Here is a 23,548-nt window from a genome sequence, read left to right on the forward strand (position 1 = left end):
TGTAAGAATATTCATAACATTAAGGAAAACATCATGAAACGCTTCAGAAAAAGTGTACTCGCGACGTTGTGCCTCTCGATGATCGGTTGGTCTTCCGCCCAAGCGGCTGACGCGGCAAAATCGGAAATCCCGAAAAGCGCCGATATCGTTATTATCGGCGCGGGTGCGGCAGGCACGTCAGCCACGATGGCCGCCGCCGAAAAAGGGGCGAAAATCGTCTTACTGGAAAAACAGCCGATTGTCGGCGGCACCGGTAACTTTGCCGAAGGCATCTTCGCCGCCAACAGCAGCATGCAGAAACGTCAGGGGATTATCGTCACACCGGATATGGCCTTTAAGACCATCATGGATTACAGCCACTGGATGGCAAACCCCTTCGTGGTACGCGCCTTCGTAAACCGCTCAGCGGACACGATTGAATGGGTGAAATCGAAAGGCATCAAGTTTGAATACATCGGCCCCGGCGGCCCTGGCGGCATGCTGACCTGGCACGTGATCGACGGCCCCGGCCACGGCCGCCATCTGATCAAGACATTCCACGAGCAGTTTAAAAACATGGATGTCACCACGCTGGTGAAAACAGCGGGCAAAGATCTGGTCGTGAAAGATGGCAAGGTGACGGGCGTTATCGCGCAAGATAACGACGGCAACACCGTCCAGATAGACGCGAAGGCCGTCATCATCGCGACCGGCGGTTACGCCAACAATAAAGAGATGCTGCAAAAATACGCCGCCTTCCCCGACACCATTATGGTCGGCAACGTCGGCAAAGACGGCGACGGAATCAATATGGCCTGGAAAGCTGGCGCTAAACCGGACGGTCTGGGACTGCTGCAAGCCTATCGCCCCGGCCTGCCCGACTACGCGCCGAATTCTCACCTGCTGGCCGCCGCACGTCAGCCCTACCTGTGGGTTGATCAACACGGTCGCCGCTTTACCGATGAATCCAACGTCATCATCTGGCCGCACTCCGGCAACGCACTGTCCAAAGCGGGCGGCATTATGTACTCCATTTTCGACGAAGCCTCCCGCAAGCATTATGTCGAAGACGGCATTGATGTGCCGATTGGCGAATGGGTGATCGCCAATACCAAGCTGACGAAATTTGATAGCGAATTTAGCAAGGAAAGTCAGAAAAATCGCGGCTTCGTCTTCAAATCCGCCACCGTTGACGGATTAGCGAAAGAGATGGGCGTTGATGCGGGCGTACTGAAGAACACGTTGGAGGAAAACAACAAGTTTGCGACACAGAAGCGGGATGACGTATTTAACAAAAACATGGATTACCTGCGTCCGGTAAAAACCGGCCCATTCTATGCGGTGAGAATGCAGCCTGCCGCGCTGGGCACACTCGGCGGCGTGAAGATTGACGAAAAAATGCAGGCAATCGATAAATCCGGCGAGGTCATTCCGGGCCTGTACGTCACAGGTAACGATGCTGCCGGTATGTATGGCGACACTTATGACCTGCTGTTAGGCGGCGGTACGTTTGGCTTTGCGCTCAACTCCGGGCGTATCGCGGCAGAAAGCGCCCTTGATTATATGAAGTTCAGCAAGAAATAAGCGCCAGCGCTTAAGCCTGAGATCGTTTGAATATCGAGATACACGGGGCGACCACAGGGGAAGCATCCCTGTGGTTCCCCTATCCGGCTTTGCGAAATGTCAGGTTAAAACGGCATTCGTCGGACATCCCTTCCGGCACGTTACCACTTTTCAACGGCAGAATGCCGTGGAAATAGAGCCGCGATTCACTGCCCCAGACCACCACATCGCCATGCGTCAGCGCCACACGCTGCGCTTTATCACTGCGCGCCCTGCCGCCAAACAGAAACGTCGCGCTGAGCCCCAGCGAGACAGACACGATAGGCTGGAGAAAATCCCGTTCGTTTTTATCCTGATGCAGAGACATGCGCGTGCCGACGTCATAGCGGTTGATGAGGCAGGCATCCGGTTCAAAATCAGCAAAACCCGCTTCACTCGCGGCCTGCTGCGCCAGTCGGGAAAAGGCTTCCGGCATCGCGGGCCACGCCTCTCCGCTCAGCGGATCGTGTGAGGTATAGCGATAGCCGCGTTCATCCGTCACCCAGCCGAGCGGCCCGCAGTTGCTCATCGCCACCGACATCACAAAACCGCCCGGCGTCACCATATTCCGCAGCGGCGCACGCGCGGTGACGGCTTTCAGCGCCGCAAGCAGCACCGGGGCGTCATCATAGGCGCGTCCACGCAGGATAAACGCCCCCGAAGCCAGCGTTTCCGTCCAGCGACGCGGCGCTTCATCGGCAAATAAATCAAAATTCACGATCACGACTCCTCTCGCGGATGCGTACCCTGTTCTTTCTCCTGTGGTTTTTTGTCCAACCGCTCTTTGTCCAACTGCTCTTTCTCCAACAGCGCGCGTTTACGCATAACGCCCCAGCGATAGCCTGACAGCGCACCGTCATGTCGGACCACGCGATGGCAGGGAATGGCAACCGCCAGCCGATTTGCCGCACAAGCGCCCGCGACCGCACGCACGGCGGCGGGTGCGCCAATACGTTCAGCGACCTCACGATAGCTCAGCGTTTCTCCTGCGGGGATCGCCCGCAGCGCCTGCCAGACACGCTGTTGGAATGCCGTACCGCGAATATCCAGCGGCAGCGTCAGCCCGATAGCCGGATCGTCGACAAATCCAACAACCTGCGCCATCCGTTGCTCAAACGCCGCATCAGCACCGACCAGCTCCGCGCTGGCAAATCTCTCCTGAAGATCCTTAAGCAGATGCTCAGGATCGTCACCCAGCAGGATCGCGCAGATCCCTTTCTCGCTTTCCGCCACCAGCACCTCGCCGAGTGAGCAGTGACCAACGGCAAAGTGGATCGTCACCCCTTTTCCTTTGTTCTGAAACGCCGTCGGCGTCATCCCTAAATGCGTGCCTGCTGCGGCATAAAATCGCCCGCTGGCGTCATAGCCCGCCGCGGTAATCGCTGCGGTGACCGGCCCCTTTTCTGCCAGTTGTTCACGTAGCTGCCGATGACGATGGGCGCTGGCATACTGTTTTGGCGTCAGGCCGGTGATGGTTTTGAACACGCGATGAAAATGGAACGTGCTGATCCCCACGGCTTGAGCCAGCACCGCCAGCGTCGGCTGATGCGCTGACTGCTCAATCATCCGGCACGCGTGGGCAATCTGCTGCGCCTGCTGTTCCTGCCGCGAAAGCGTTCCCTGACGGCACCGTTTACACGGGCGAAACCCCGCCGCCTGCGCCTCATCGGCCGTCGCGAAAAACACTACATTTTCACGCCGGGGCTGGCGTGACGCACAGGAGGGCGCACAGTAAATCCCCGTCGTCTTCACCGCATAGATAAAGCAGCCGTCAGCCGCATGATTGCGCGTCACCACCGCCTGCCAGCGCGAGTCAGAATCCTGAAACGGTGTATCGTTAAGCATCGTATCGTTCTGCATCATATGCCCCTCATTCCACCCACTCGTAGTGCGCCCACCCCTCTTACTATTACTGAAAGGCATCTCATGCGCTAACGCTAAACCGGTACCACCTTACGCGCACGTTCAATTATTGCTTTTTCATACAAATAGCCCTTCTCACATGGCGCGCCATGCGGCAATCTCCTATGCTCGTTTTCTGCCCTTTGCATGCTCATCATGGAAACCGTTTATGCCATCTCATCCGCCATCGGATTTCACGCAGCAGGCCAAAACCCATCTCAGCGCCATCAATACACGCTGGGCCAGCCTGATCGAACAGGTTGGCGATTGTCGCCATCAGACCGCGCCACACCGGGAACCTTATGAGGCGCTGATGCGTGCCGTTGCCTACCAGCAGTTGACGACGCGTGCCGGAGACGCGATGGTCGCGAAGCTCCTGCGGGTACATGGTGATGTCTTCCCCAGCCCGGAACAGATGCTGACCTGCTCCACCGACACACTGCGGCAATGCGGCTTTTCCGCCCGCAAAGCAGATACACTGCATGGCATTGCCCAAGGTGCGCTAAGCGGTCTGGTGCCCAGCCTCGAACAGGCCGCAGAAATGGATGATGACACGCTCATTCAGCAGTTGACGTCGCTCAAGGGCATCGGGCGCTGGACGGTAGAAATGTTTTTGATTTATTCGCTTGAACGCACCGACATCATGCCGCTCGACGATCTCGGTATCCGTCAAGGGTTACGCTACGTTTACGATTTGCCGGACATGCCAAAACCGCGCGAGTTGCAGGCACTCAGCCTGCCATGTCAGCCTTATCGCACAGTGGCGTCATGGTATTTATGGCGCTCGCTTGAGCTACCGGCGTATCAACGCTTTAAACTGACACACCGGTAACGCACGGAATTAACGCAAATGAATTAGCGCAGACGGGAGTTGGCCGACACCCGACGAACATGGCGACGGCGATTCATAATACGCTCCCGCAACGTATCGTAGACCCAGTTATACACCACGGTATACGGCAGGAAGAACAGGAAGAAGCCAATCTCGACCATCAGCGCCTGCCATAGCGTGACGTTCAGCATCCACGCTGCCAGCGGCAGACCAATCAGGATAAAACCGCCTTCAAACCCCAGCGCGTGAGCAATACGGATCGGCAGCCGACGCTTAACGCGATCCGCTGGCCATAGGCGATCGAATATCGTGTTGTAGATCATATTCCAGATCATCGCGACGCTGGACAGCATGATGGCCAGCGCGCCCATATCGAAGAGCGGCTTATTCAGCAGCCAGGCACCCGCTGGCGCACAGATCGTCAACGCGATCAGCTCAAAGCCCACGGCATGGTACACACGCTCACGTAAGGTTTTACTGGTTTTGTTCTGCATAGCACATTCACTTTTATTTATTGTGAGTGACTGGTCAATTTCCGCCATGACCATGGATGGCATCGTATTACGGTCTTATTTTCATCGTATAAGATGGTAGAGTACAGTTAGATTCCATCGGTAAAAACGATAGAGGTACGATGCGATATTCACCGGAATCCCTGCTGGCTTTTGTCACCACCGTTGATGCGGGTTCGTTTTCCGCCGCCGCCCGACGATTGCATAAAAGCCAGTCCACTGTCAGCGCGGCCATCGCCAATCTGGAAGCCGATCTGGGTCTGACGCTGTTTGATCGATCCGGCCACCAGCCAGTGCTCACGCTGGCAGGCAGAAAAGTTCTTTCTCACGTACAGGCAATCTTATCCGCCAGTGAGGAACTGGATGAACTGGCGATCCGTTTGGCCGATCATATCGAACCTCGTCTGACATTTGTGTTGTCCGACATTTGGCAAGCGACCCACTACGAGCCTGTTCTCCAGTGTTTCGCCCATCATTTTCCCGATATTGAATTTGAATGCCTGATTGCGGAAGGTGACGATGTTATCGATCTGCTGCAAATGAATCGGGCGCATGTCGGCGTATTGCGCGCACAAACGGACTACCCGCCCGATGTGGCGGCCGCGCGTTTACAGATAAAGACCGAAATGGCCATTTTTGTGTCGGCAGCCCACCCGCTAGCAACGGAAAAAAGCGTAACACGCAGCCAGTTGGCGACCATCCGCCAGCTCTATCTCAATACCTATAAACGCAGCGATCGGCTGCAACCGGAAGGGATCGTCTGGTCTGCGCCGTCCTACCTTATGCTGCTGGAAATGGCGCAGCAGGGGCACGGCTGGAGCATCCTGCCACGCTGGCTGGTGGCGCAATACGACCAGAGGAAACTGGTGGAACTGCCTGTCGCGGGCTGGCCGCAGTGGATTGACGTGGACGTTGTCTGGTCCAAACCGCATCCACCCGGTCCGGCAGGGCTGTGGATGATCGACAATCTCCTTGCCCAACAAGAGAGTACGCTACACTATGGAGACACTGACTGATTTATCTACGGAGCAATCATGACGTTTTCCCCACAGGAGCGTGAGGTGCTACTGGCCGTAAAAGGCGTTGGCCCTGCGGTGGTCGCCCGTCTGGAGCAAATGGGCTTCACCACGCTGGCACAGTTGAGTGAGGCCGACGTTAGCGATATTGTAGCGAACGCCGCCGCGCTGACGGGCTCAACCTGCTGGAAAAATAGCCCGCAGGCGCGCGCTGCCATCACTGCCGCCATTACGCTGGCAAAATCACATCAGTAATCCCTCCGGCCACAGCATTGTGGCTTTTTTGGTACTCTCATTTTTCGTAAAGCGATAAAAAGCCAATAACGATTTCTTTATATCGTCATCGAATAACATTAAAAAATAAATGGTTATTGTTTTTAATTTCACCATTTACTTTACTTAATTAAGCCAAATATCTTCACGTTAAACTGCGTGCCATTTCGCAGCGCGTCCGCGCACAGGAAACCTATGCCATACCGCCGTTCCACGCGTCTGTGACTGGGAAAAATAACTCGCGCATCACTATTATTGTGATGTACCAAAGTGGTACTTCCCGACAAAAAACCATACTATTATAGCGATTACTACTTTTGTATTCGAGGCATCCCTGTAGTGCTGCGGTAATACGCCTTAATAATAAGATGCTGAATCCTATAAGGTGAAAAATTTACTAATTAATGCAATTGCAAGTGAGAAAAAAATGTCGAATAAACCCTTCTATTACCAAGATCCTTTTCCACTCAGTAAAGATGACACCGAATATCGCCTGCTGAGCAGCGATTTTGTCTCTGTCGCCCAGTTTGAAGGTCAGGACATCCTGAAGATCGAGCCAGCAGCGTTGACCCTTCTGGCTCAGCAAGCCTTTCACGATGCCTCTTTCATGCTCCGCCCCGCTCACCAGCAGCAAGTTGCCGATATTCTTAGCGATCCGGAAGCCAGCGAAAACGATAAATACGTTGCCCTGCAGTTCCTGCGCAACTCAGAAATTTCCGCCAAGGGCATCCTGCCGACCTGTCAGGATACCGGTACAGCGATCATCGTCGGTAAAAAAGGCCAGAACGTCTGGACCGGCGGTAACGACGCCGAAGCGCTGTCCAAGGGCGTGTATAACACGTTCATTGAAGACAACCTGCGTTACTCGCAGAACGCCGCGCTGGACATGTACAAAGAGGTCAACACCGGCACCAACCTGCCTGCGCAGATTGACCTCTACAGCACCGAGGGCGAAGACTATAAATTCCTATTCGTCACCAAAGGCGGCGGTTCCGCCAACAAAACCTACCTGTATCAGGAAACCAAAGCGCTGCTGACGCCGGGTAAACTGAAAAGTTTCCTGATCGAGAAAATGCGTTCGCTGGGCACTGCGGCCTGCCCGCCGTACCACATCGCGTTTGTCATTGGTGGCACCTCGGCAGAAACCACGCTGAAAACCGTTAAGCTGGCGTCAACCAAGTACTACGACGAACTGCCGACCGAAGGCAATGAACACGGCCAGGCGTTTCGTGATGTCGCGCTGGAGCAGGAAATTCTGGAAGCCGCGCGCGATCTGGGTCTGGGCGCGCAGTTCGGCGGTAAATATTTTGCGCACGACGTGCGGATTATCCGCCTGCCACGCCACGGTGCCTCTTGCCCCGTCGGCATGGGCGTGTCCTGCTCGGCTGACCGTAACATCAAAGGCAAGATCAACCGCAAGGGCGTCTGGCTGGAGCAGTTAGAGCAGAATCCAGGTAAATATATCCCTGAGCACCTGCGTGAAATAGGCGAAGGCGATGCGGTTAAAATCGATCTGAACCGCCCGATGGCCGAGATCCTGAAAACGCTGTCGCAGTACCCCGTATCCACCCGTCTTTCCCTGACCGGCACCATCATCGTCGGTCGTGACATTGCTCACGCCAAGCTGAAAGAACGTCTGGATAACGGCGAAGGCCTGCCGCAGTACATCAAAGATCACCCGATTTACTACGCGGGCCCGGCGAAAACGCCAGAAGGTTACCCGTCCGGCTCGTTAGGCCCCACCACCGCTGGCCGCATGGATTCCTACGTCGATTTACTGCAAGCCAACGGCGGCAGCATGATCATGCTGGCAAAAGGCAACCGCAGCCAGCAGGTGACCGACGCATGCCATAAACACGGCGGTTTCTACCTCGGCAGCATCGGCGGCCCGGCAGCAATTCTGGCGCAGAACAGCATCAAGAGCCTGACCTGTGTGGAATACCCGGAACTGGGAATGGAAGCGATCTGGAAAATCGAAGTCGAAGATTTCCCCGCCTTTATTCTGGTCGATGATAAAGGCAACGATTTCTTCCAGGTGATTCAGAGCGCCAAGTGCGTGAAATGCGGTTAACTACGTCCTGTAGTCATTAGAGGTTAGTAGCTAACGCCAGCCGAGCGGGAGTAACGGATAGATCGTAAAGTCGCTGTAAACACGTCCATGTGCGCTCGGCTTGCGCCATCCATGGCGCAAACGCTTTACTCTTCTATTCCGTTACTCCCGTTTTCGTTCGGTAAATAGGTTTGTCTACGGTCTACAGCGCCCCAATTTTGGACTGCACCCCAAAAGTTGGACACCCAACTGAGTAAGGTGCAGTTTTTTATGGCAAAGCCAAAATATTCCCTCGAAACCAGATTAGCTGTAGTTAATCACTACCTCGCCGGAAAAGATGGAACACATCGTACAGCTGAACGCTTTGGTGTTGAGAGAACATCAGTGCGACGCTGGGTAAGAGCCTGGCAACTCCATGGTATTGATGGCATTACCTGGAAAAATGACCGCCATTCTCCGGCGTTCCGGATGACTGTTGTCCAGACTGTTCTCAATGAAGAACTTTCGATGCGTGAAGCTGCCGCACGGTTTAATATCTCAACTGAAACCGTTGTCCGGCACTGGGTGAATGTATACAAAGACGCAGGTGAGAAAGGACTTCTGAGCATAAAACCAGGCCGGAGCAAGGACATGACAAAACCCAAAAAAACACCTCCACTTACCGATGCTGCACTGGAAAAGTTATCTCCCGAAGAACTGCGGGCTGAACTTCGTTACCTGCGCGCAGAGAATGCCTATCTAAAAAAGCTGAAGGCCTTAGTTCAAAGCGAGAAAAGCGGCAGAAAGCCGGAATAATCAGTGAGCTAAGGCTGGAGTATGCGCTCGGTGATCTTCTGCGTGCAGCGGGTATGTCCCGTAGTACGTGGTATCACAATATGAATGCGCTGAAGCGAGTGGACAGGCATGCCGGGCTGAAAGATAAAATCAGAGAGATTTACCACTATCACAAAGGGCGTTATGGCTACCGCAGGATCACACTCTCACTGAGAAAACAGGGGTTGTTGGTAAACCATAAAACTGTGCAGAGACTGATGGCGGAGCTGTCACTCCGCTCTCTGATAAGGGTGAAGAAATATCGTGCCTGGAAAGGGGAAATGGGCAAGGCTGCGCCCAATATCCTGAGCCGGAACTTCAGTGCATCGAAAGCCAACGAAAAATGGGTCACGGATGTTACAGAGTTCTCGGTGCAGGGTAAAAAGCTGTACCTGTCGCCGGTTCTCGATCTGTTTAACCGGGAGATTATCTCCTACAGCCTGTCGGAAAGGCCGGTGATGGAGATGGTTAATACGATGCTGCACGATGCGTTCTCAGCGCTCGGACCGGAGGATACACCGCTGCTGCACACGGATCAGGGCTGGCAATACCGAATGGCAGGCTATCAGGCAAAGTTAAAGGCACAGGGTATGACGCAAAGCATGTCACGCAAGGGAAACTGCCTGGATAACGCGGTGATGGAGAACTTCTTCGGCACACTGAAATCGGAGTGTTTTTACCTGAACAGGTTCAGCGATCTGAATGAACTGAGGAAGGCGATAGAGGACTATATCCATTACTATAACAACGAGCGGATCAGCCTGAAATTAAAAGGCCTGAGTCCGGTAGAATACCGAACCCGGGCCCTGATAGCCGCTTAACATGAACTGTCCAACTTTATGGGGTCAGTCCATTTTCGGGGCGTTTGTTTATTTGATGCCCAATCGCTTTGCCAGCCGATGCAGGTTGCCGCTGTCTATTTCCAGTTCCCTTGCGCAGGATGACCAGTTGCCCTCATGGCGCACCAGCGTTTGTTGGATGACCCGACGCTGATAGTCGTCCGTTGCCTCCCGCAGGCCGCCGCTGATGAAATACGCCGGCGCGGTGTCGATAGCGCTCGATGAACCGGAGGTCGCATAAACAGGCTGGGAGGGAAGTTCGAGATTGAAGTGTTCAGGGCCTAACAGCACCTCGCCTGATTCCTGACCTGCCCTCGCCAGCACGGTAGCACGGTAAATGGCGTGTTCCAGCTCGCGCACATTCCCCGGCCAGTCGTACTGTTCCAACAGCGCGCCCGCACCCGCGTCGGCCGTCAACGCCAGACGCGCCAGCCCCAACTGCACGCGGCTGCGCTCACAGAAGAATCCCGCTAACAGCGCCACATCCTGACGACGCTCGCGCAGCGGCGGTACGGATAGCGGGAACACGCTCAAACGGTGGAACAAATCAGCACGAAAAGCGCCATCCAGCACCGCCTGCCGCAAGTCACGGTTAGTCGCTGCCAGCACGCACACGTTCACTTTCAGGCTATTGTCATCGCCCACGCGCTGGAGATCGCCATATTGCAATATGCGCAGCAGCTTCGCCTGTAGCGTCAGCGACAATTCGCCAATTTCATCCAGAAACAGCGTGCCGTTATCCGCCTGATCACCGCCGACAGCGGTGATAAGTACAACAAGCCGGATTTAAGCCATGTGATGAGCCTGCAACAGCACACCGACGATCTGACCAATATGCAGGCCACCGCGTTTGCCGAAGAAAACCGCATTACGCTGCTGGCCAATACCCGTGCCACCGCCATTGACCGCCATACGCAACAGGTCGTCTGTGACACGGAGCGTTACGATTACCACAAGCTGGTGTTCGCAACGGGAGCCAGCGCCATCGTGCCGCCCATTCCTGGGCATGAACATATGCTGACGCTCAATAGTCAGCAGGAATGGAACGATCAGGGGATGGTAGCGAAAGCGCTGGATAGTCAGCAGGTGCTGCGCGCCTTTGTGGTAGGCGGTGAACGGATGAAAGAAGCATTTACGCTGCTGCGACAGCTTTCCACGGTGAGTGCAACCACGGCCTGACGCAGCAAAAATAAATAATGCATTTAAAATACATATTTCTGGTCAGCCTGCGTGCGGATTAATAGAATAAAGCCATCGCTTTCGGAATTTACAGAGGTAAAGATGCAAGATCTCATTTGTTATAAGAAGATGCCGCAGTGGAACAGCCAGACGCTGCCTGCTGCGTTTCAGGAAAAGCACAATACGCAGGAAAGTACCTGGGCAAAACTGACCGTGTTGAAAGGGGAAATGACCTTTTCCATGCTGACCGAAGACGGCGAAACACTGGAGACGTTCCAGTTCTCCGAGCAGAACCAGCCGCCGTTTGTCGCGCCACAGGCGTGGCACCGCATCGTTTCCTTCTCTGACGATCTGGAATGTCAGCTCAGCTTTTTCTGCTCAGCGGAAGATTTCTATCATAAAAAATACGGTCTGACGCGCACCCATTCCGAAGTGATCAACGCAGTGCAGCACATCAAACCGGGCAAAACGCTGGATTTAGGCTGCGGCGGCGGGCGTAATGCGCTGTATCTGAACCTGCGTGGGTTTGACGTAACGGCCTGTGACAAGCACGAGCAGAGCATTGATTCGCTGAATAACATCATCAAGAGCGAAGCGCTGGAACACATCCGGGCGGGCGTTTACAACATCAATCTGGCGGAAATCAAAGAGCAGTACGACTTTATCCTGTCGACCGTCGTGCTGATGTTTCTGGAACGTGACCGTATTCCACACATCATCAGCAATATGCAGAACAACACCGTTAACGGTGGCTATAACCTGATTATCGCCGCGATGTCGACGGAAGATTGCCCGTGCCCGATGCCCTTCGCGTTTACGTTTAAAGAAGGGGAGCTGAAGAACTATTACGCCGACTGGGAGATTCTCAAATACAACGAGGATATGGGTGAGCTGCACAAAACGGATGCACATGGCAACCGCATCAAACTGCGCTTTGCCACGCTGCTGGCAAAAAAGCCCTAAGTCATTAGAGCGCTAGGTTGTGCAAAAAACGTATTGTTCAAAAAACGTATTGTTCAAAACCTACGCCGTAAAATAGAAAAGGGCCGATGAATCGGCCCTTTTGTCTACATGGTACCCGCGTGAATCAGCTAGCTTTGCGCTCTGCCGCAATGCGGTAAGCCACCAGGTCTTCAATCGTCAGCACCGGCATGTTGTGCTGCCTGGCAAACGCGATCACTTCCGGCGCATGCGCCATTGAGCCATCATCGTTCGTCAGTTCACACAGAACGCCAGACGGTTTCAGGCCCGCCAGCGTCATCAGATCTACCGTTGCTTCAGTGTGACCACCGCGCGTTAATACGCCACCCGGCTGGGCGCGGAGCGGGAATACGTGACCAGGGCGATTCAGATCGCTCGGCTTGGCGTTATCCGCTATCGCGGCACGAATAGTGGTCAGGCGGTCGGTAGCGGAAACCCCCGTCGTCACACCTTCGGCGGCTTCGATCGTCACCGTGAATGCCGTTTGGTAATGGCTGGAGTTTTTCTCCACCATCATCGGCAATTCCAACTGCTGGCGACGCTCTTCCGTCAGGCACAGGCACACAATACCGCTACCGTGACGAATCGTCAGCGCCATCTGTTCAACAGTCATGTTTTCAGCGGAGAAGATCATGTCACCTTCGTTTTCACGATCTTCATCATCCAACACCAGCACGCCGCGGCCATGACGCAATGCATCAAGTGCGCGTTCTACGCGTTCCGTAGGATTGCCAAATTCAGAAAGTAATGTCTGATTCATGGTAAAAAACCTCAATGTTATTATGAATTACCAGAATCAGGGCGAGCTTGAGGAGTAACCACTACGACTGGTTGCATAGCAATGGCTAACAAAAATAACGCGAGCGGACATGTAGCCCGACAGATACCGTTACTCTCTCCCATCCGGACTATAACCGTCGGCCCCGGAATTACACCGGATCTGCTGACCCCACATTGCGAATCGACAATCATTACCAAAAAATCATGTCGGAAAATACAGCGTGAGCGCTCGCGGGCTTCCAGTATAAATACTGGTTTACCGCCGGTGGGGAATTACACCCCGCCCTGAGAATAAGCGCATTTACTATAACGCTAATACCTCGACAGGGCAATTGATCCACTGCAGGAAATAGGGCACAACGTATGCCGGATTACAGTAAAATTATGCTGAATATGCGCAAAACAGGGCGAGGATTTGGTTTATCCATCCCACAACTCGCATTACACTTGCTATAGTAGTGACCTTATATAACCTAATCAGGAAAGCGACATGATTGACCCAAAGAAGATTGAGCAAATCGCCCGTCAAGTGCATGAATCTATGCCAAAAGGTATCCGGGAATTGGGTGATGATGTGGAGAAAAAGATTCGTCAGGTCTTGCAAGCACAACTGACCCGATTGGATTTGGTGAACCGTGAAGAGTTCGATATTCAGACACAGGTACTGCTCCGCACGCGCGAGAAGATTGCCCGTCTGGAACAGCGCCTGACGGAGCTGGAAGCGAAACGGTCTGCGGAAGAAAAACCCGCCGCAGCGCCGGAAAACGACTAATATTCGCCTCATCACAACCGCTCGTTATCATCGCGATGCAGCGCCCTAATCAGGGCGTTGCTCGATTCCCGGTGCTGCAACCGCGGCCGTCTCCGACGCGCAGGTTTCACGCCACAGAATTCAGCATAAAATGACTCAGTGAGAAACCCGTTCAACCTGCTTACGCGGCAGGAACAGCCATAGTACGGCCAGCATGATTAACGCATACAGCGATTTCCAGCCGATCATCAGCAACAGCGCACAGCAAAGCAGGCCGCCGATTCCCGCCATCACTCTGGCGCGCCCTTTCAGCAAACGCCACCCAGCCAGCATACACAGCAGATAGATCAGCACAAAGATACCGTTCGCGTAGACAATCAGCATATCCAGCGGCAGCCTGAGCCAGTAAATCAACAGGCAGCACACCAGACAGCAGATCACCACAAGCGACAGTGCATTTACCGGTGCCTGCCCCACAGACAGCTTTGCCAATGCACTTCCTCTCGATGCCTGCGACCAGACGAGGCGGGCGAAGCCCTGCGTGTAAATATTCACGCTGGCAAAGCAGGCCAGATAACCGACAAAGCAGGCGATCCACAGCGCGTGCTGACCAAACAATTGCACAACGATACCCGGCAGTGACGCCGTGGCGGCCATCCCCTCACCGTAAGCCTTAAAATGCAATACCGCCACTGTGCATCCCCAGTAAACCGCACCTGCGAGCAGCATGCCGATGAGTAAAGCCCGCGGGAAATCCCGCTCCGGCACCCGAAACTCCGTCGCCATATGGGCAAAAGCTTCAAGGCCCACAAAGCACCAGAACATCACGGCCAACGCACCAAAGGTGTTGGACCATGACAGCGCCTGCACTGATGGCCAGGGGATATGGGCGGGCGTAATATCGCCCTGCCACCAGATCGCCACAACCAACCCCACCACTAACATCGCGATAATGATCTGAATGTTGGCGCTGGATCCCGCGCTGCGCAGGCCAAGCAGCCAGATCCCTCCCAGCGTCAACAGTTGTACGCAGAGCAGCCCCAGATCGCTCCAGCCAAATGCTGCCTGCCAGAACCCGGCGGCAATCTGCAAAGCAGCAGGTAGCCCTAGCGGAATAACAGAGAGGAATAGCCAGCCAGTCACACGCGCCATGCGTGGACCAAAAGCCAGATTCACAAAATGCGCGGCTCCACCCGCATTAGGAAAATGTTGCCCCAGTGCGGCAAAACCGATGGCGATAGGAAAAACAAGCAGGATCAGGATCGGCCATGCCCACAGACTATCCTGCTGCGCCAGCTGTGCGACCAGTGCAGGAACCGCAAACACGCCAGTCCCCAGCAGAGAAGTAGAAAGCAGCCCCACGCCCTGGATCAGACCAAGCTCTTGTTTTAATCCTTTTGCTTCACTCACAACATTTCACCTTTTCTTGCTTTTACACCACACCACGGCCGGGTCGAAGAATAAAAAAAGCCTCCCTTAACGGAGGCTTCTCTCACCCACTGAATTCACAACCTTTATGCTTTCACATACTTTTTATATGCTCACACAAGTGTACTATCAGGCGTTGGCTTTCAGCACATCGCGAATACGGGCTTTGTAGGCTTCAACCTTCTGCGGCGTCATCATTCGACGCTCATCATCCTGCACCACGCCGCCAACATCGTCGGCAATACGCTGGGCAGACTGTAACATCAGTTTAAAGTTTTGGCTGGCGTCACCGTAAGACGGCACCATCATGAAAATGGACACGCCGGGCGTCGAGAATTCGGACATCGCGTCCACATTAAACGAACCGGGTTTAACCATATTCGCCAGACTGAACAACACCGGACCGGCACCCGCTGGGTTTACATGACGGTGGAAAATGTTCATTTCACCAAACTGGAAACCGGCCTGAAGCAGGCTTTGCAACAGCAGTTCGCCACCAATAACACCGCCCTGATGCGCCACGACGTGCAGCACCAGAACCGCTTCTTTTGCCGCAGCGGGTTCGACAGGTTCAACGGGTTGCTGAGGCTGCGCAGGCTGAACCTTCTCATGCAGCGAATGCGCAGCAGGCTGCTGCGGGGCAGATGGCGGCGCATCGTACGCCAATGATTCACGCTGTGTGTCAATGTTCGGCTGGGTAGGCGTTTCTCTGGGATTGACAACCTGCGGGTTGCTATCGCCACGCACCTGCGAACGCGGAGAATCCACCGGAGTGGCTTCATCCAGTAAAGGATCGTAAGAAGAGACGGGAGACAGGTGCTCGAACGGCGATTTCGCCTCAAGACGAGTCTCTTCACGTGCACTGTTGTTATCAAATGATTGATTATCAAATGGCCGGTTATCAAATGACGAGTTGTCAAATGACGCGCTACCAAATGAGGGTTCACTCTGCTGCGGACGCGCACCCTTCACGCGAACTTCGCCAACGCCTTCATCCAGCTCGTCAAGCGGCATTTCATCACGCGCTTTCTTTGCGCGTTTAACCGGGCGGTCACGAAAAAGGGACGAGCGCTCTTTACGGCTAGTCCACAAGCCGTGCAGTAACAGCGCTATTATAGCGATCGCGCCAACAACGATTAATATCAGACGCAAGTCCTGCATCATTGCTATCCCAATTGTTCTAACAATACATTGCCACCACGGCAAATACTTATACTACTAACTCTATTTGCCTGAGTACACAAGTGCAAGCCTGCACGGTACTTTATGACAATAAAGATAGATACAACGCACTTTTTTGCTGTTTTTTCATCCAAATACGGGCTAGTCAGCATAAGATCATCCCGATATGATGCCTCAACAAACAAATGACTGAGTATATTGTCACTATGTCTTTCGAAAAACCGTCTTACGGCAACACCGCAGGCCAGGTTCGCAGCGGCATACACTATTTTCTTGCCGGATGGCGCCTTATCTCACTGCCAGGCATCCGACGTTTTGTCATTCTTCCCCTACTCATGAATATCGTGCTGATGGGCGGCGCATTCTGGTGGCTTTTCACCCAGTTGAATGATTGGATTCCCCAGTTCATGAGCCACATTCCTAACTGGCTGCAATGGCTCAGCTACCTCATTTGGCCACTCGCCGTCCTCTCCATCCTGCTGGTATTCAGCTACCTATTCAGTACGATCGCCAATTTTATCGCCGCACCGTTTAACGGCTTGTTGGCGGAGCAGTTGGAGGCAAAATTAACCGGCCAGACGCTGCCTGACAGCGGCATACTCGGCATCGCCAAAGATGTTCCCCGGATTATGAAGCGTGAGGTCCAAAAGCTGGCGTATTACCTGCCACGCGCGATTGTGCTATTGCTTCTCTATTTCATCCCCGGCATCGGGCAAACTCTCGCACCGGTGCTGTGGTTCCTGTTCAGCGCGTGGATGCTGGCGATTCAGTACTGCGATTATCCCTTTGATAACCACAAAGTGGGCTTTTCCACCATGCGGCAGGCATTACGCCGCCACAAGGTCGCCAATATGCAGTTCGGCGCCCTGGTCAGCCTGTTTACGCTGGTGCCTTTTTTGAATCTGGTCATCATGCCCGTCGCGGTATGTGGCGCAACGCAGCTATGGGTGGATCGCTATCGGGATCTGTCTGCGACGCTACCGAAAAAATCGCCATAAAAAACGCGTACGCACTGGCTTATTATGACCAGTGCTTTCTATTGTAATGAAAAGATATTTCTTAAGAACATAACGATATAGCAATTCTTTACTTCACTGAAAGGTGTGAACGAGTATTCTCTCTACGTTCGCAAAAATTTCATACAGTTATAAGGACAGGCTATGAGCAAGATCTACGAAGACAATTCTTTCACAATCGGCCATACGCCGCTGGTTCGCCTGAACCGTATCGGCAACGGACGCATTCTGGCTAAAGTGGAATCCCGCAACCCCAGCTTCAGCGTAAAATGCCGTATCGGCTCCAACCTGATTTGGGATGCTGAAAAACGCGGTGTTCTAAAACCAGGCATTGAACTGGTTGAACCAACCAGCGGAAACACAGGGATTGCTTTGGCCTACGTCGCAGCGGCTCGCGGTTACAAACTCACGCTCACCATGCCGGAAACCATGAGCATTGAGCGCCGTAAGCTGCTAAAAGCACTGGGTGCCAACCTGGTGCTGACCGAAGGCGCGAAAGGTATGAAAGGCGCTATTGCCAAAGCAGAAGAAATTGTCGCCAGCGATCCGAGCCGTTATCTGCTGTTGCAGCAGTTCAGCAACCCAGCGAACCCGGAGATTCACGAAAAGACCACCGGCCCTGAAATCTGGGAAGACACGGACGGTCAGGTTGATGTCTTTATCTCCGGCGTCGGTACCGGCGGTACGCTGACCGGTGTTAGCCGTTACATCAAGAACACCAAAGGCAAGGCTATCATCAGCGTGGCGGTTGAACCAACCGATTCACCGGTGATCACTCAGGCGCTGGCAGGCGAAGAGCTGAAACCAGGACCACACAAAATTCAGGGCATCGGCGCGGGCTTCATTCCGGGTAATCTGGATCTGAAACTGATTGACCGCGTAGAGAAAGTGACAAACGAAGAAGCGATCAGCACCGCACGTCGTTTGATGGAAGAAGAAGGTATTCTCGCCGGGATTTCTTCCGGTGCCGCCGTTGCCGCTGCGCTGAATTTGCTCAAAGAGAAAGAGTTTGAAGGCAAAACTATCGTTGTCATTCTGCCTTCTTCCGGCGAACGTTATCTCAGCACGGCACTCTTTGCCGACCTGTTCACCGAGCAGGAACTGCAACAATAATCCTCCGGTCACACTCGACCAACAAGTGACCAATGTGTTAAAAAAGCACCTATTTAGGTGCTTTTTTGTGGCGCACTTCAAACTTTCCACTACATACAGATTGCTTTTCTACATCAGGTTTAGTATTTAACCGAACAATTATTTTGATGCGTGAAATTAATGTCGACAAATATCACGCCCCATCACATTGTTTTTTGTCTTACGCGGAGCAAAATGGTTTTTTCTCTGCGCACGATAGCCACATCGCCGTTTTGCGACCGAGGTTAAGATAATGGGTACCGGAGGCTGTGGTATTTGATGGTATTTTATCCAGGAAATACGTTTGACGGTTTTCTTGTCGCATCGTGGTTCGCCCCTATAACATAAACCAGGCGCGAACCAAACAGGCTAAAGTTCAGTGAATCAGCTAAACTTTAGTTCCACAACATTAATCTAATCCATAAGTTGGGGAAAAAAGCATGTTCCAGCAAGAAGTGACTATCACCGCACCGAATGGCCTGCACACTCGTCCCGCTGCTCAGTTCGTTAAAGAAGCCAAAGGCTTCACTTCTGAAATCACCGTGACATCCAACGGCAAGAGCGCGAGCGCCAAGAGCCTGTTCAAATTACAAACACTCGGTTTAACCCAGGGAACAGTGGTGACCATCGCAGCGGAAGGCGAAGACGAACAAAAAGCAGTTGAACATCTGGTTAAGCTGATGGCCGAGCTCGAGTAAGCGACGGGTCTTTTTAGTGAACATCAGAATCGAGTAAGGTAGGGTTATGATTTCAGGCATATTAGTATCACCGGGGATTGCTTTTGGTAAGGCACTGTTACTGAAAGAAGATGAAATTCTCATCAACCGGAAAAAAATCTCTGCGGACCAGGTGGAGCAGGAAATTGAACGTTTTCTGACTGGCCGTTCCAAAGCATCCGCACAGTTGGAAGCTATCAAGAAGAAAGCGGGCGAGACGCTGGGCGCAGAGAAAGAAGCCATCTTCGAAGGCCACATCATGTTGCTGGAAGATGAAGAGTTCGAGCAGGAAATCGTAGCCCTGATTAAAGATGAACATGCTTCCGCCGACGCCGCTGCGTTTTCCGTTATCGAAAACCAGGCCAAAGCACTGGAAGAGCTTGATGATGAATATCTGAAAGAACGCGCCGCAGACATGCGTGATATCGGGAAACGTTTGCTACGCAACATTCTCAATATGACCATCGTCGATCTGGGCGATATTCAGGATGAAGTCATTCTGGTTGCAACGGATCTGACGCCGTCAGAAACTGCGCAGTTGAATCTGGACAAAGTGCTTGGCTTCATTACCGATCTTGGTGGCCGCACGTCCCACACCTCCATTATGGCCCGTTCGCTGGAACTGCCTGCGATCGTCGGCACGACCGATGTCACCAGTCAGGTCAAAAACGGCGACTATCTGATTCTGGATGCCGTAAACAACCAGATCTATCAGAATCCGACCACGGAAAAAATTGAAGAATTAAAAGCGGTTCAACAGCAGTACCACGCTGAAAAGTATGAGCTGGCCAAGCTGAAAGATTTGCCAGCCATCACGCTGGACGGTCATCAGGTTGAAGTCTGTGCCAACATCGGCACTGTGCGTGATGTCGCGGGTGCTGAGCGTAACGGCGCGGAAGGTGTCGGCCTGTATCGTACCGAATTCCTGTTCATGGATCGCGATTCACTGCCGACCGAAGAAGAACAATTCCAGGCATATAAAGCCGTTGCCGAAGCCGTGGGGGCACAGGCTGTTATCGTCCGGACCATGGATATCGGCGGCGACAAAGACCTGCCTTACATGAACCTGCCGAAGGAAGAGAACCCGTTCCTTGGCTGGCGTGCTATCCGTATCTGTCTGGATCGTAAAGAAATCCTGCACGCCCAGTTACGTGCCATTCTGCGCGCGTCCAGCTTTGGCAAGCTGCGTATCATGTTCCCGATGATCATCTCCGTGGAAGAGGTACGTGAGCTGAAGGCCGAACTGGAGATGCTGAAAGCGCAGTTGAGAGAAGAAGGTAAGGCCTTAGACGAAAGCATTGAAGTCGGCGTGATGGTGGAAACCCCTGCTGCTGCTGCAATCGCGCCACATTTAGCCAAAGAAGTCGACTTCTTTAGTATTGGGACAAATGACTTAACCCAGTATACTCTGGCTGTTGATCGCGGTAATGAGCTGATTTCTCATCTCTATAACCCGATGTCCCCCGCCGTCCTTACCCTGATCAAGCAGGTTATCGATGCGTCTCATGCCGAAGGCAAGTGGACAGGGATGTGTGGTGAGCTCGCCGGTGACGAACGTGCTACACTACTGTTATTGGGAATGGGTCTGGACGAATTCAGCATGAGTGCGATCTCTATCCCGAGCATCAAGAAAATCATCCGTAATGCGAATTACGAAGATGCGAAGGCGCTGGCGGAGCAGGCATTAGCACAACCGACAGCACAAGAGTTAAGCAATCTGGTGAGCCGCTTCATTAAAGAAAAAACGCTCTGCTGATTCTGCTTTACCTAATAGGTTTCAAGGTGGCGATCAGCATCCCCCGACAGGCGATATCGTCGCGGTCGGGGTAGCGAAGAAAGCCAATGCCACAACGACTTGAAAGATTAGGGTATACGCTGGCCCAATATTAATGCTTAGGAGAGAATCATGGGTTTGTTCGATAAATTGAAATCTCTGGTTTCTGACGACAAAAAAGACACTGGCAGCATCGAAATCATTGCCCCGCTGTCCGGTGAAATCGTCAATATTGAAGATGTTCCTGATGTCGTATTCGCAGAGAAAATCGTCGGTGACGGTATTGCCATCAAGCCAACTGGCAACAAGATTGTCGCACCGGTAGACGGCACCATCGGTAAGATTTTTGAAACCAACCATGCGTTTTCCATCGAGTCTGACAGCGGCATTGAGCTGTTTGTGCACTTTGGTATTGATACCGTTGAATTGAAAGGCGAAGGCTTCAAGCGCATCGCCGAAGAAGGTCAGCGCGTGAAGAAAGGCGATCTCGTAATCGAGTTTGACCTGGCGCTGCTGGAAGAAAAAGCGAAGTCTACTCTGACCCCAGTGGTTATTTCCAACATGGACGAAATCAAGGAATTGACCAAACTGAGTGGTACGGTCGTTGTCGGCGAAACGCCGGTTATCCGTATCAAAAAGTAAACCGCCCTTCTACGGATGGTCTACTACGTTTGCACGAAACGGCACCAGGATGGTGCCGTTTTCGTTTCAGGCTTTCCAGCGCGGTACGCACAGGCGAATCACTAATCCACGCTGTTCGCCGTTTTCCGCTTCAATATGCCCACCGTGCGCCAGCACCACTTTGCGAGTAATGGCCAGCCCCAGCCCATAGCCTTTGCCAGACAGCGGCGAATCCACACGGATAAAAGGATCGAAGATGCTGGAGAGCTTACTTTTCTCCACGCCGGGCCCCTGATCGGCGACCTGAATCGTCCACTCATGCTCATTGCCAATAAGTGACACCGAGACCTGCTGTTCAGGCGCTGAAAAACGTAGCGCGTTGCGCATCACATTATCGACCGCCCTGCGCATCAGCTCCGCGTTACCTTTAATCGTGTAGTCTTCGTCTTCATCCGCCGCCAGCAGGATTTCGACGCCAGTGACCTGCGCTTCATAGCGCGCATCGTTGACCACGGCCGTCACCAGCCCCAATAAATCGAAATAAGCTTCCTCAATACCAGAATGCTCCGTGCGCGACAGCGTCAGCAATTCGCCAATCATCTTATCCATCAGCAGCGCTTCGCGCTCAATGCGTTGTAAGGAATTCTCTATATTGTCCGGGTTTTGTCTTATCAATCCGATAGCAAGCTGCAAACGCGCCAGCGGGGAGCGCAGCTCGTGTGAGACATCATGAAGCAGTTGTTCACGTGCACTCGCCAGGCTGTCCAACCGTTCGACCATGGAATCGAAATCACGTGCCACATCGCTGATTTCATCGTGCCGCTTATGCATCATCGGCAGCAGACGTACATTCAGATCGCCCTGCGCAACCTGATCAAACCCTGCACGAATCTGGCTCAGAGGGCGTGCCAGACTCCATGCCAGCACCGAACTAAACAGCAGCCCACCAAACCCCGCGATGATGACAAACGGCACGGGTACGTTAAGAAACTCGACTGGACGAGGAGGACGGAATTCGCTGCGCAGCAGTTCGGCGTCATAACGTATCTGATACCACTTTCCGGCAGGCCCACTGACCTGCTTGATAATGTACGCGTTACGTTTATCCAACGCAAAATCATCGACAGGCATCACATTCTGCTGGACGGAGTTCAATTCCTGTCCCGCCAGCGGCAGTGGCGACTCCGTGACGGAAATATATTGTTGTTCTTGCTGCGGCAGCAGCGACATCACATCGTTCAGCTCACTCAGGCCGCCATGTTGCAGCGCCGCCGCCACCATTTCCGTTTGCATCGTTGCGATGCGCGAAACCACGATCTCTTCCAGCGGCTTATGGCGCTCGCCATAAAAAGAAAAAGCCAGCCACAGCAACTGAGACATGACGAGGAACGTCAGCCAGAAACCGAGCAGTATCTTCCAGAAAAGCCTTCCACGAATCATCATCAGCGAATCCGGTATCCCACGCTGCGCACGGTTTCAATCGTCATGGTGCTGCCCGGCAATGCACCGAGCTTCTGACGAATATTGCTGATGTGCACGTCCACGCTGCGGTCATAGGCTTCGCGACGACGCCCTAGGCATTTTTCGGACAGTTCATCTTTTGACACCACACGTTCGGAGGAACGTAACAGCAATTCCAGCAAATTAAATTCAGACGCCGTCAGATCAAACGGCTTTCCACGCCATTCGCTGATGCGCGTCGCAGGGTTTAACACCAGATCGCCACTGGCCGCCAGGCTCTCGTCACGCTTTGCACTCGGCGGGTCATCATAGCGACGTAGTACCGCCCGCAACCTTGCCACCAGTTCACGCGGATAACAGGGTTTAGGCATATAGTCATCCGCGCCCATTTCCAGACCGATAACTCTATCGATGTTATCACCGCGCGCCGTCAGCATAATAACGGGTATCTGTTGGGTTTTTCTGATCTCGCGCAATACGTCAATTCCGCTCATATCTGGCAGCATAACATCCAGAATCATCGCGGTGTAACCTCCTGACATCGCTCCCTCGACACCTTCTTTGCCCGTCAGCACCCGGGAGGTCGAAAACCCTTCAGCATTGAGATACTCACAGAGCATATCGCCCAGCTCTACGTCGTCATCGACCAGTAAAATATTCATATCCTGTCCTCATTAATCAGGTATACCCAAGACAATGACCGCCGCGGA

General features: G+C 53.2%; 22 protein-coding genes, 1 pseudogene and 1 riboswitch. Of the genes and pseudogenes, 14 read left to right on the plus strand and 9 right to left on the minus strand.

Annotated features, from left to right (window positions below):
- Positions 1–33: 33 nt before the first annotated feature.
- Positions 34–1,563: an FAD-dependent oxidoreductase gene (locus tag O1Q74_RS15795; RefSeq protein ID WP_271874577.1), complete on the plus strand. Its 1,530-nt coding sequence runs from the start codon at positions 34–36 to the stop codon at positions 1,561–1,563.
- A gap of 79 nt (positions 1,564–1,642) precedes the next feature.
- Here O1Q74_RS15795 and alkB read toward each other — a convergent pair whose 3' ends face one another.
- Together alkB and ada are read right to left on the minus strand one after the other, a co-directional pair.
- Positions 1,643–2,299 carry a DNA oxidative demethylase AlkB gene (alkB, locus tag O1Q74_RS15800; RefSeq protein WP_271874578.1) on the minus strand — a complete coding sequence of 219 codons (657 nt, stop codon included), beginning with the start codon at positions 2,297–2,299 and terminating at the stop codon, positions 1,643–1,645.
- A 2-nt stretch (positions 2,300–2,301) separates the two neighbouring features.
- The gene (gene ada, locus O1Q74_RS15805) at positions 2,302–3,441 is read right to left on the minus strand and encodes a bifunctional DNA-binding transcriptional regulator/O6-methylguanine-DNA methyltransferase Ada (protein ID WP_271878960.1); all 1,140 of its coding nucleotides are present in this window, start codon (positions 3,439–3,441) and stop codon (positions 2,302–2,304) included.
- A gap of 211 nt (positions 3,442–3,652) precedes the next feature.
- Here ada and O1Q74_RS15810 point away from each other — a divergent pair, with 211 nt between their 5' ends.
- Positions 3,653–4,315 (plus strand): DNA-3-methyladenine glycosylase family protein, encoded by a 663-nt coding sequence (locus tag O1Q74_RS15810; protein WP_271874579.1) that lies wholly within the window; start codon positions 3,653–3,655, stop codon positions 4,313–4,315.
- A 23-nt stretch (positions 4,316–4,338) separates the two neighbouring features.
- On the opposite strand, the gene O1Q74_RS15815 is transcribed toward O1Q74_RS15810, so the two are convergent.
- The gene (locus O1Q74_RS15815) at positions 4,339–4,809 is read right to left on the minus strand and encodes a multidrug/biocide efflux PACE transporter (protein WP_271874580.1); all 471 of its coding nucleotides are present in this window, start codon (positions 4,807–4,809) and stop codon (positions 4,339–4,341) included.
- A 140-nt stretch (positions 4,810–4,949) separates the two neighbouring features.
- Between O1Q74_RS15815 and O1Q74_RS15820 the strand changes: the two genes are divergently transcribed.
- The 4 genes from O1Q74_RS15820 (at position 4,950) to O1Q74_RS15835 (ending at position 9,800) form a co-directional block, all read left to right on the plus strand.
- A complete protein-coding gene (locus O1Q74_RS15820) occupies positions 4,950–5,843 on the plus strand; it encodes a LysR family transcriptional regulator (RefSeq protein ID WP_271874581.1) in 894 nt (297 codons plus the stop codon).
- An 18-nt stretch (positions 5,844–5,861) separates the two neighbouring features.
- On the plus strand, positions 5,862–6,098 hold the full coding sequence (locus tag O1Q74_RS15825) for a helix-hairpin-helix domain-containing protein (RefSeq protein ID WP_271874582.1): 237 nt from the start codon (positions 5,862–5,864) through the stop codon (positions 6,096–6,098).
- Positions 6,099–6,543: 445 nt separating this feature from the next.
- Entirely contained in the window at positions 6,544–8,187 is a 1,644-nt protein-coding gene (gene fumA / locus O1Q74_RS15830; RefSeq protein ID WP_271874583.1) for a class I fumarate hydratase FumA, read from the plus strand.
- 249 nt (positions 8,188–8,436) lie between these two features.
- Positions 8,437–9,800 (plus strand): IS3 family transposase gene (locus tag O1Q74_RS15835; protein ID WP_271873361.1). Its coding sequence is split into 2 segments (ribosomal slippage): positions 8,437–8,914 and positions 8,914–9,800, totalling 1,365 coding nucleotides; the frame shifts between segments, so codons are not numbered across the junction.
- A gap of 48 nt (positions 9,801–9,848) precedes the next feature.
- Here O1Q74_RS15835 and O1Q74_RS15840 read toward each other — a convergent pair.
- Positions 9,849–10,568 (minus strand): annotated as a pseudogene (locus tag O1Q74_RS15840) (sigma 54-interacting transcriptional regulator); the annotation flags it as partial.
- On the opposite strand from O1Q74_RS15840, the gene O1Q74_RS15845 reads away from it, so the two are divergent.
- Both O1Q74_RS15845 and tehB read left to right on the plus strand, forming a co-directional pair.
- Entirely contained in the window at positions 10,566–10,997 is a 432-nt protein-coding gene (locus O1Q74_RS15845; protein ID WP_442953145.1) for an FAD-dependent oxidoreductase, read from the plus strand. The pseudogene O1Q74_RS15840 and the gene O1Q74_RS15845 sit on opposite strands and share 3 nt — an antisense overlap.
- 102 nt (positions 10,998–11,099) lie before the next feature.
- A complete protein-coding gene (tehB, locus tag O1Q74_RS15850; RefSeq protein WP_271874584.1) occupies positions 11,100–11,960 on the plus strand; it encodes an SAM-dependent methyltransferase TehB in 861 nt (286 codons plus the stop codon).
- Positions 11,961–12,084: 124 nt separating this feature from the next.
- Here tehB and ribB read toward each other — a convergent pair whose 3' ends face one another.
- The gene (gene ribB, locus O1Q74_RS15855; protein WP_271874585.1) at positions 12,085–12,738 is read right to left on the minus strand and encodes a 3,4-dihydroxy-2-butanone-4-phosphate synthase; all 654 of its coding nucleotides are present in this window, start codon (positions 12,736–12,738) and stop codon (positions 12,085–12,087) included.
- A 127-nt stretch (positions 12,739–12,865) separates the two neighbouring features.
- A riboswitch (FMN riboswitch) is annotated at positions 12,866–13,055 on the minus strand.
- 193 nt (positions 13,056–13,248) lie between these two features.
- Here ribB and ubiK point away from each other — a divergent pair.
- A complete protein-coding gene (gene ubiK / locus O1Q74_RS15860) occupies positions 13,249–13,530 on the plus strand; it encodes a ubiquinone biosynthesis accessory factor UbiK (protein WP_271874586.1) in 282 nt (93 codons plus the stop codon).
- 135 nt (positions 13,531–13,665) lie between these two features.
- Here the strand turns inward: ubiK and yjeH are convergent, their stop codons facing one another.
- Together yjeH and zipA are read right to left on the minus strand one after the other, a co-directional pair.
- Entirely contained in the window at positions 13,666–14,919 is a 1,254-nt protein-coding gene (gene yjeH, locus O1Q74_RS15865; protein WP_271874587.1) for an L-methionine/branched-chain amino acid transporter, read from the minus strand.
- 147 nt (positions 14,920–15,066) lie between these two features.
- Complete coding sequence (zipA, locus tag O1Q74_RS15870) at positions 15,067–16,101, minus strand: cell division protein ZipA (protein ID WP_271874588.1); 1,035 nt, start codon at positions 16,099–16,101, stop codon at positions 15,067–15,069.
- A gap of 224 nt (positions 16,102–16,325) precedes the next feature.
- Between zipA and cysZ the strand changes: the two genes are divergently transcribed.
- From cysZ to crr, 5 genes are all read left to right on the plus strand, one after another.
- The gene (gene cysZ, locus O1Q74_RS15875; protein ID WP_271874589.1) at positions 16,326–17,117 is read left to right on the plus strand and encodes a sulfate transporter CysZ; all 792 of its coding nucleotides are present in this window, start codon (positions 16,326–16,328) and stop codon (positions 17,115–17,117) included.
- A gap of 162 nt (positions 17,118–17,279) precedes the next feature.
- Positions 17,280–18,248: a cysteine synthase A gene (cysK, locus tag O1Q74_RS15880; RefSeq protein WP_039348726.1), complete on the plus strand. Its 969-nt coding sequence runs from the start codon at positions 17,280–17,282 to the stop codon at positions 18,246–18,248.
- A 458-nt stretch (positions 18,249–18,706) separates the two neighbouring features.
- Positions 18,707–18,964, plus strand: coding sequence for a phosphocarrier protein Hpr (gene ptsH, locus O1Q74_RS15885; RefSeq protein ID WP_005971891.1), 258 nt, complete (start codon positions 18,707–18,709; stop codon positions 18,962–18,964).
- A 46-nt stretch (positions 18,965–19,010) separates the two neighbouring features.
- The gene (ptsI, locus tag O1Q74_RS15890; protein ID WP_271874590.1) at positions 19,011–20,738 is read left to right on the plus strand and encodes a phosphoenolpyruvate-protein phosphotransferase PtsI; all 1,728 of its coding nucleotides are present in this window, start codon (positions 19,011–19,013) and stop codon (positions 20,736–20,738) included.
- 150 nt (positions 20,739–20,888) lie between these two features.
- Complete coding sequence (crr, locus tag O1Q74_RS15895; protein WP_010284368.1) at positions 20,889–21,398, plus strand: PTS glucose transporter subunit IIA; 510 nt, start codon at positions 20,889–20,891, stop codon at positions 21,396–21,398.
- A 66-nt stretch (positions 21,399–21,464) separates the two neighbouring features.
- Here the strand turns inward: crr and O1Q74_RS15900 are convergent, their stop codons facing one another.
- Both O1Q74_RS15900 and O1Q74_RS15905 read right to left on the minus strand, forming a co-directional pair.
- Positions 21,465–22,820 carry an ATP-binding protein gene (locus tag O1Q74_RS15900; RefSeq protein WP_271874591.1) on the minus strand — a complete coding sequence of 452 codons (1,356 nt, stop codon included), beginning with the start codon at positions 22,818–22,820 and terminating at the stop codon, positions 21,465–21,467.
- Positions 22,820–23,500, minus strand: coding sequence for a response regulator transcription factor (locus O1Q74_RS15905; RefSeq protein WP_271874592.1), 681 nt, complete (start codon positions 23,498–23,500; stop codon positions 22,820–22,822). Before O1Q74_RS15905 ends, O1Q74_RS15900 begins: the two co-directional genes overlap by 1 nt.
- Positions 23,501–23,548: the final 48 nt, after the last annotated feature.

Origin of the sequence: Pectobacterium sp. A5351 (assembly GCF_028335745.1) — a bacterium.
Lineage (GTDB): Bacteria > Pseudomonadota > Gammaproteobacteria > Enterobacterales > Enterobacteriaceae > Pectobacterium.

What these genes read in the sequence shown, in the direction of transcription:
- ptsI (WP_271874590.1), top strand. Translation starts at nt 19,011, where the DNA reads ATGATTTCAGGCATATTAGTATCACCGGGGATTGCTTTTGGTAAGGCA.
- cysK (WP_039348726.1), top strand. Translation starts at nt 17,280, where the DNA reads ATGAGCAAGATCTACGAAGACAATTCTTTCACAATCGGCCATACGCCG.
- O1Q74_RS15810 (WP_271874579.1), top strand. Translation starts at nt 3,653, where the DNA reads ATGCCATCTCATCCGCCATCGGATTTCACGCAGCAGGCCAAAACCCAT.
- O1Q74_RS15795 (WP_271874577.1), top strand. Translation starts at nt 34, where the DNA reads ATGAAACGCTTCAGAAAAAGTGTACTCGCGACGTTGTGCCTCTCGATG.
- O1Q74_RS15905 (WP_271874592.1), bottom strand. Translation starts at nt 23,500, where the DNA reads ATGAATATTTTACTGGTCGATGACGACGTAGAGCTGGGCGATATGCTC.
- ptsH (WP_005971891.1), top strand. Translation starts at nt 18,707, where the DNA reads ATGTTCCAGCAAGAAGTGACTATCACCGCACCGAATGGCCTGCACACT.
- O1Q74_RS15825 (WP_271874582.1), top strand. Translation starts at nt 5,862, where the DNA reads ATGACGTTTTCCCCACAGGAGCGTGAGGTGCTACTGGCCGTAAAAGGC.
- ada (WP_271878960.1), bottom strand. Translation starts at nt 3,441, where the DNA reads ATGCAGAACGATACGATGCTTAACGATACACCGTTTCAGGATTCTGAC.
- tehB (WP_271874584.1), top strand. Translation starts at nt 11,100, where the DNA reads ATGCAAGATCTCATTTGTTATAAGAAGATGCCGCAGTGGAACAGCCAG.
- crr (WP_010284368.1), top strand. Translation starts at nt 20,889, where the DNA reads ATGGGTTTGTTCGATAAATTGAAATCTCTGGTTTCTGACGACAAAAAA.
- cysZ (WP_271874589.1), top strand. Translation starts at nt 16,326, where the DNA reads ATGTCTTTCGAAAAACCGTCTTACGGCAACACCGCAGGCCAGGTTCGC.
- O1Q74_RS15820 (WP_271874581.1), top strand. Translation starts at nt 4,950, where the DNA reads ATGCGATATTCACCGGAATCCCTGCTGGCTTTTGTCACCACCGTTGAT.
- O1Q74_RS15900 (WP_271874591.1), bottom strand. Translation starts at nt 22,820, where the DNA reads ATGATGATTCGTGGAAGGCTTTTCTGGAAGATACTGCTCGGTTTCTGG.
- fumA (WP_271874583.1), top strand. Translation starts at nt 6,544, where the DNA reads ATGTCGAATAAACCCTTCTATTACCAAGATCCTTTTCCACTCAGTAAA.
- zipA (WP_271874588.1), bottom strand. Translation starts at nt 16,101, where the DNA reads ATGATGCAGGACTTGCGTCTGATATTAATCGTTGTTGGCGCGATCGCT.
- O1Q74_RS15815 (WP_271874580.1), bottom strand. Translation starts at nt 4,809, where the DNA reads ATGCAGAACAAAACCAGTAAAACCTTACGTGAGCGTGTGTACCATGCC.
- ribB (WP_271874585.1), bottom strand. Translation starts at nt 12,738, where the DNA reads ATGAATCAGACATTACTTTCTGAATTTGGCAATCCTACGGAACGCGTA.
- ubiK (WP_271874586.1), top strand. Translation starts at nt 13,249, where the DNA reads ATGATTGACCCAAAGAAGATTGAGCAAATCGCCCGTCAAGTGCATGAA.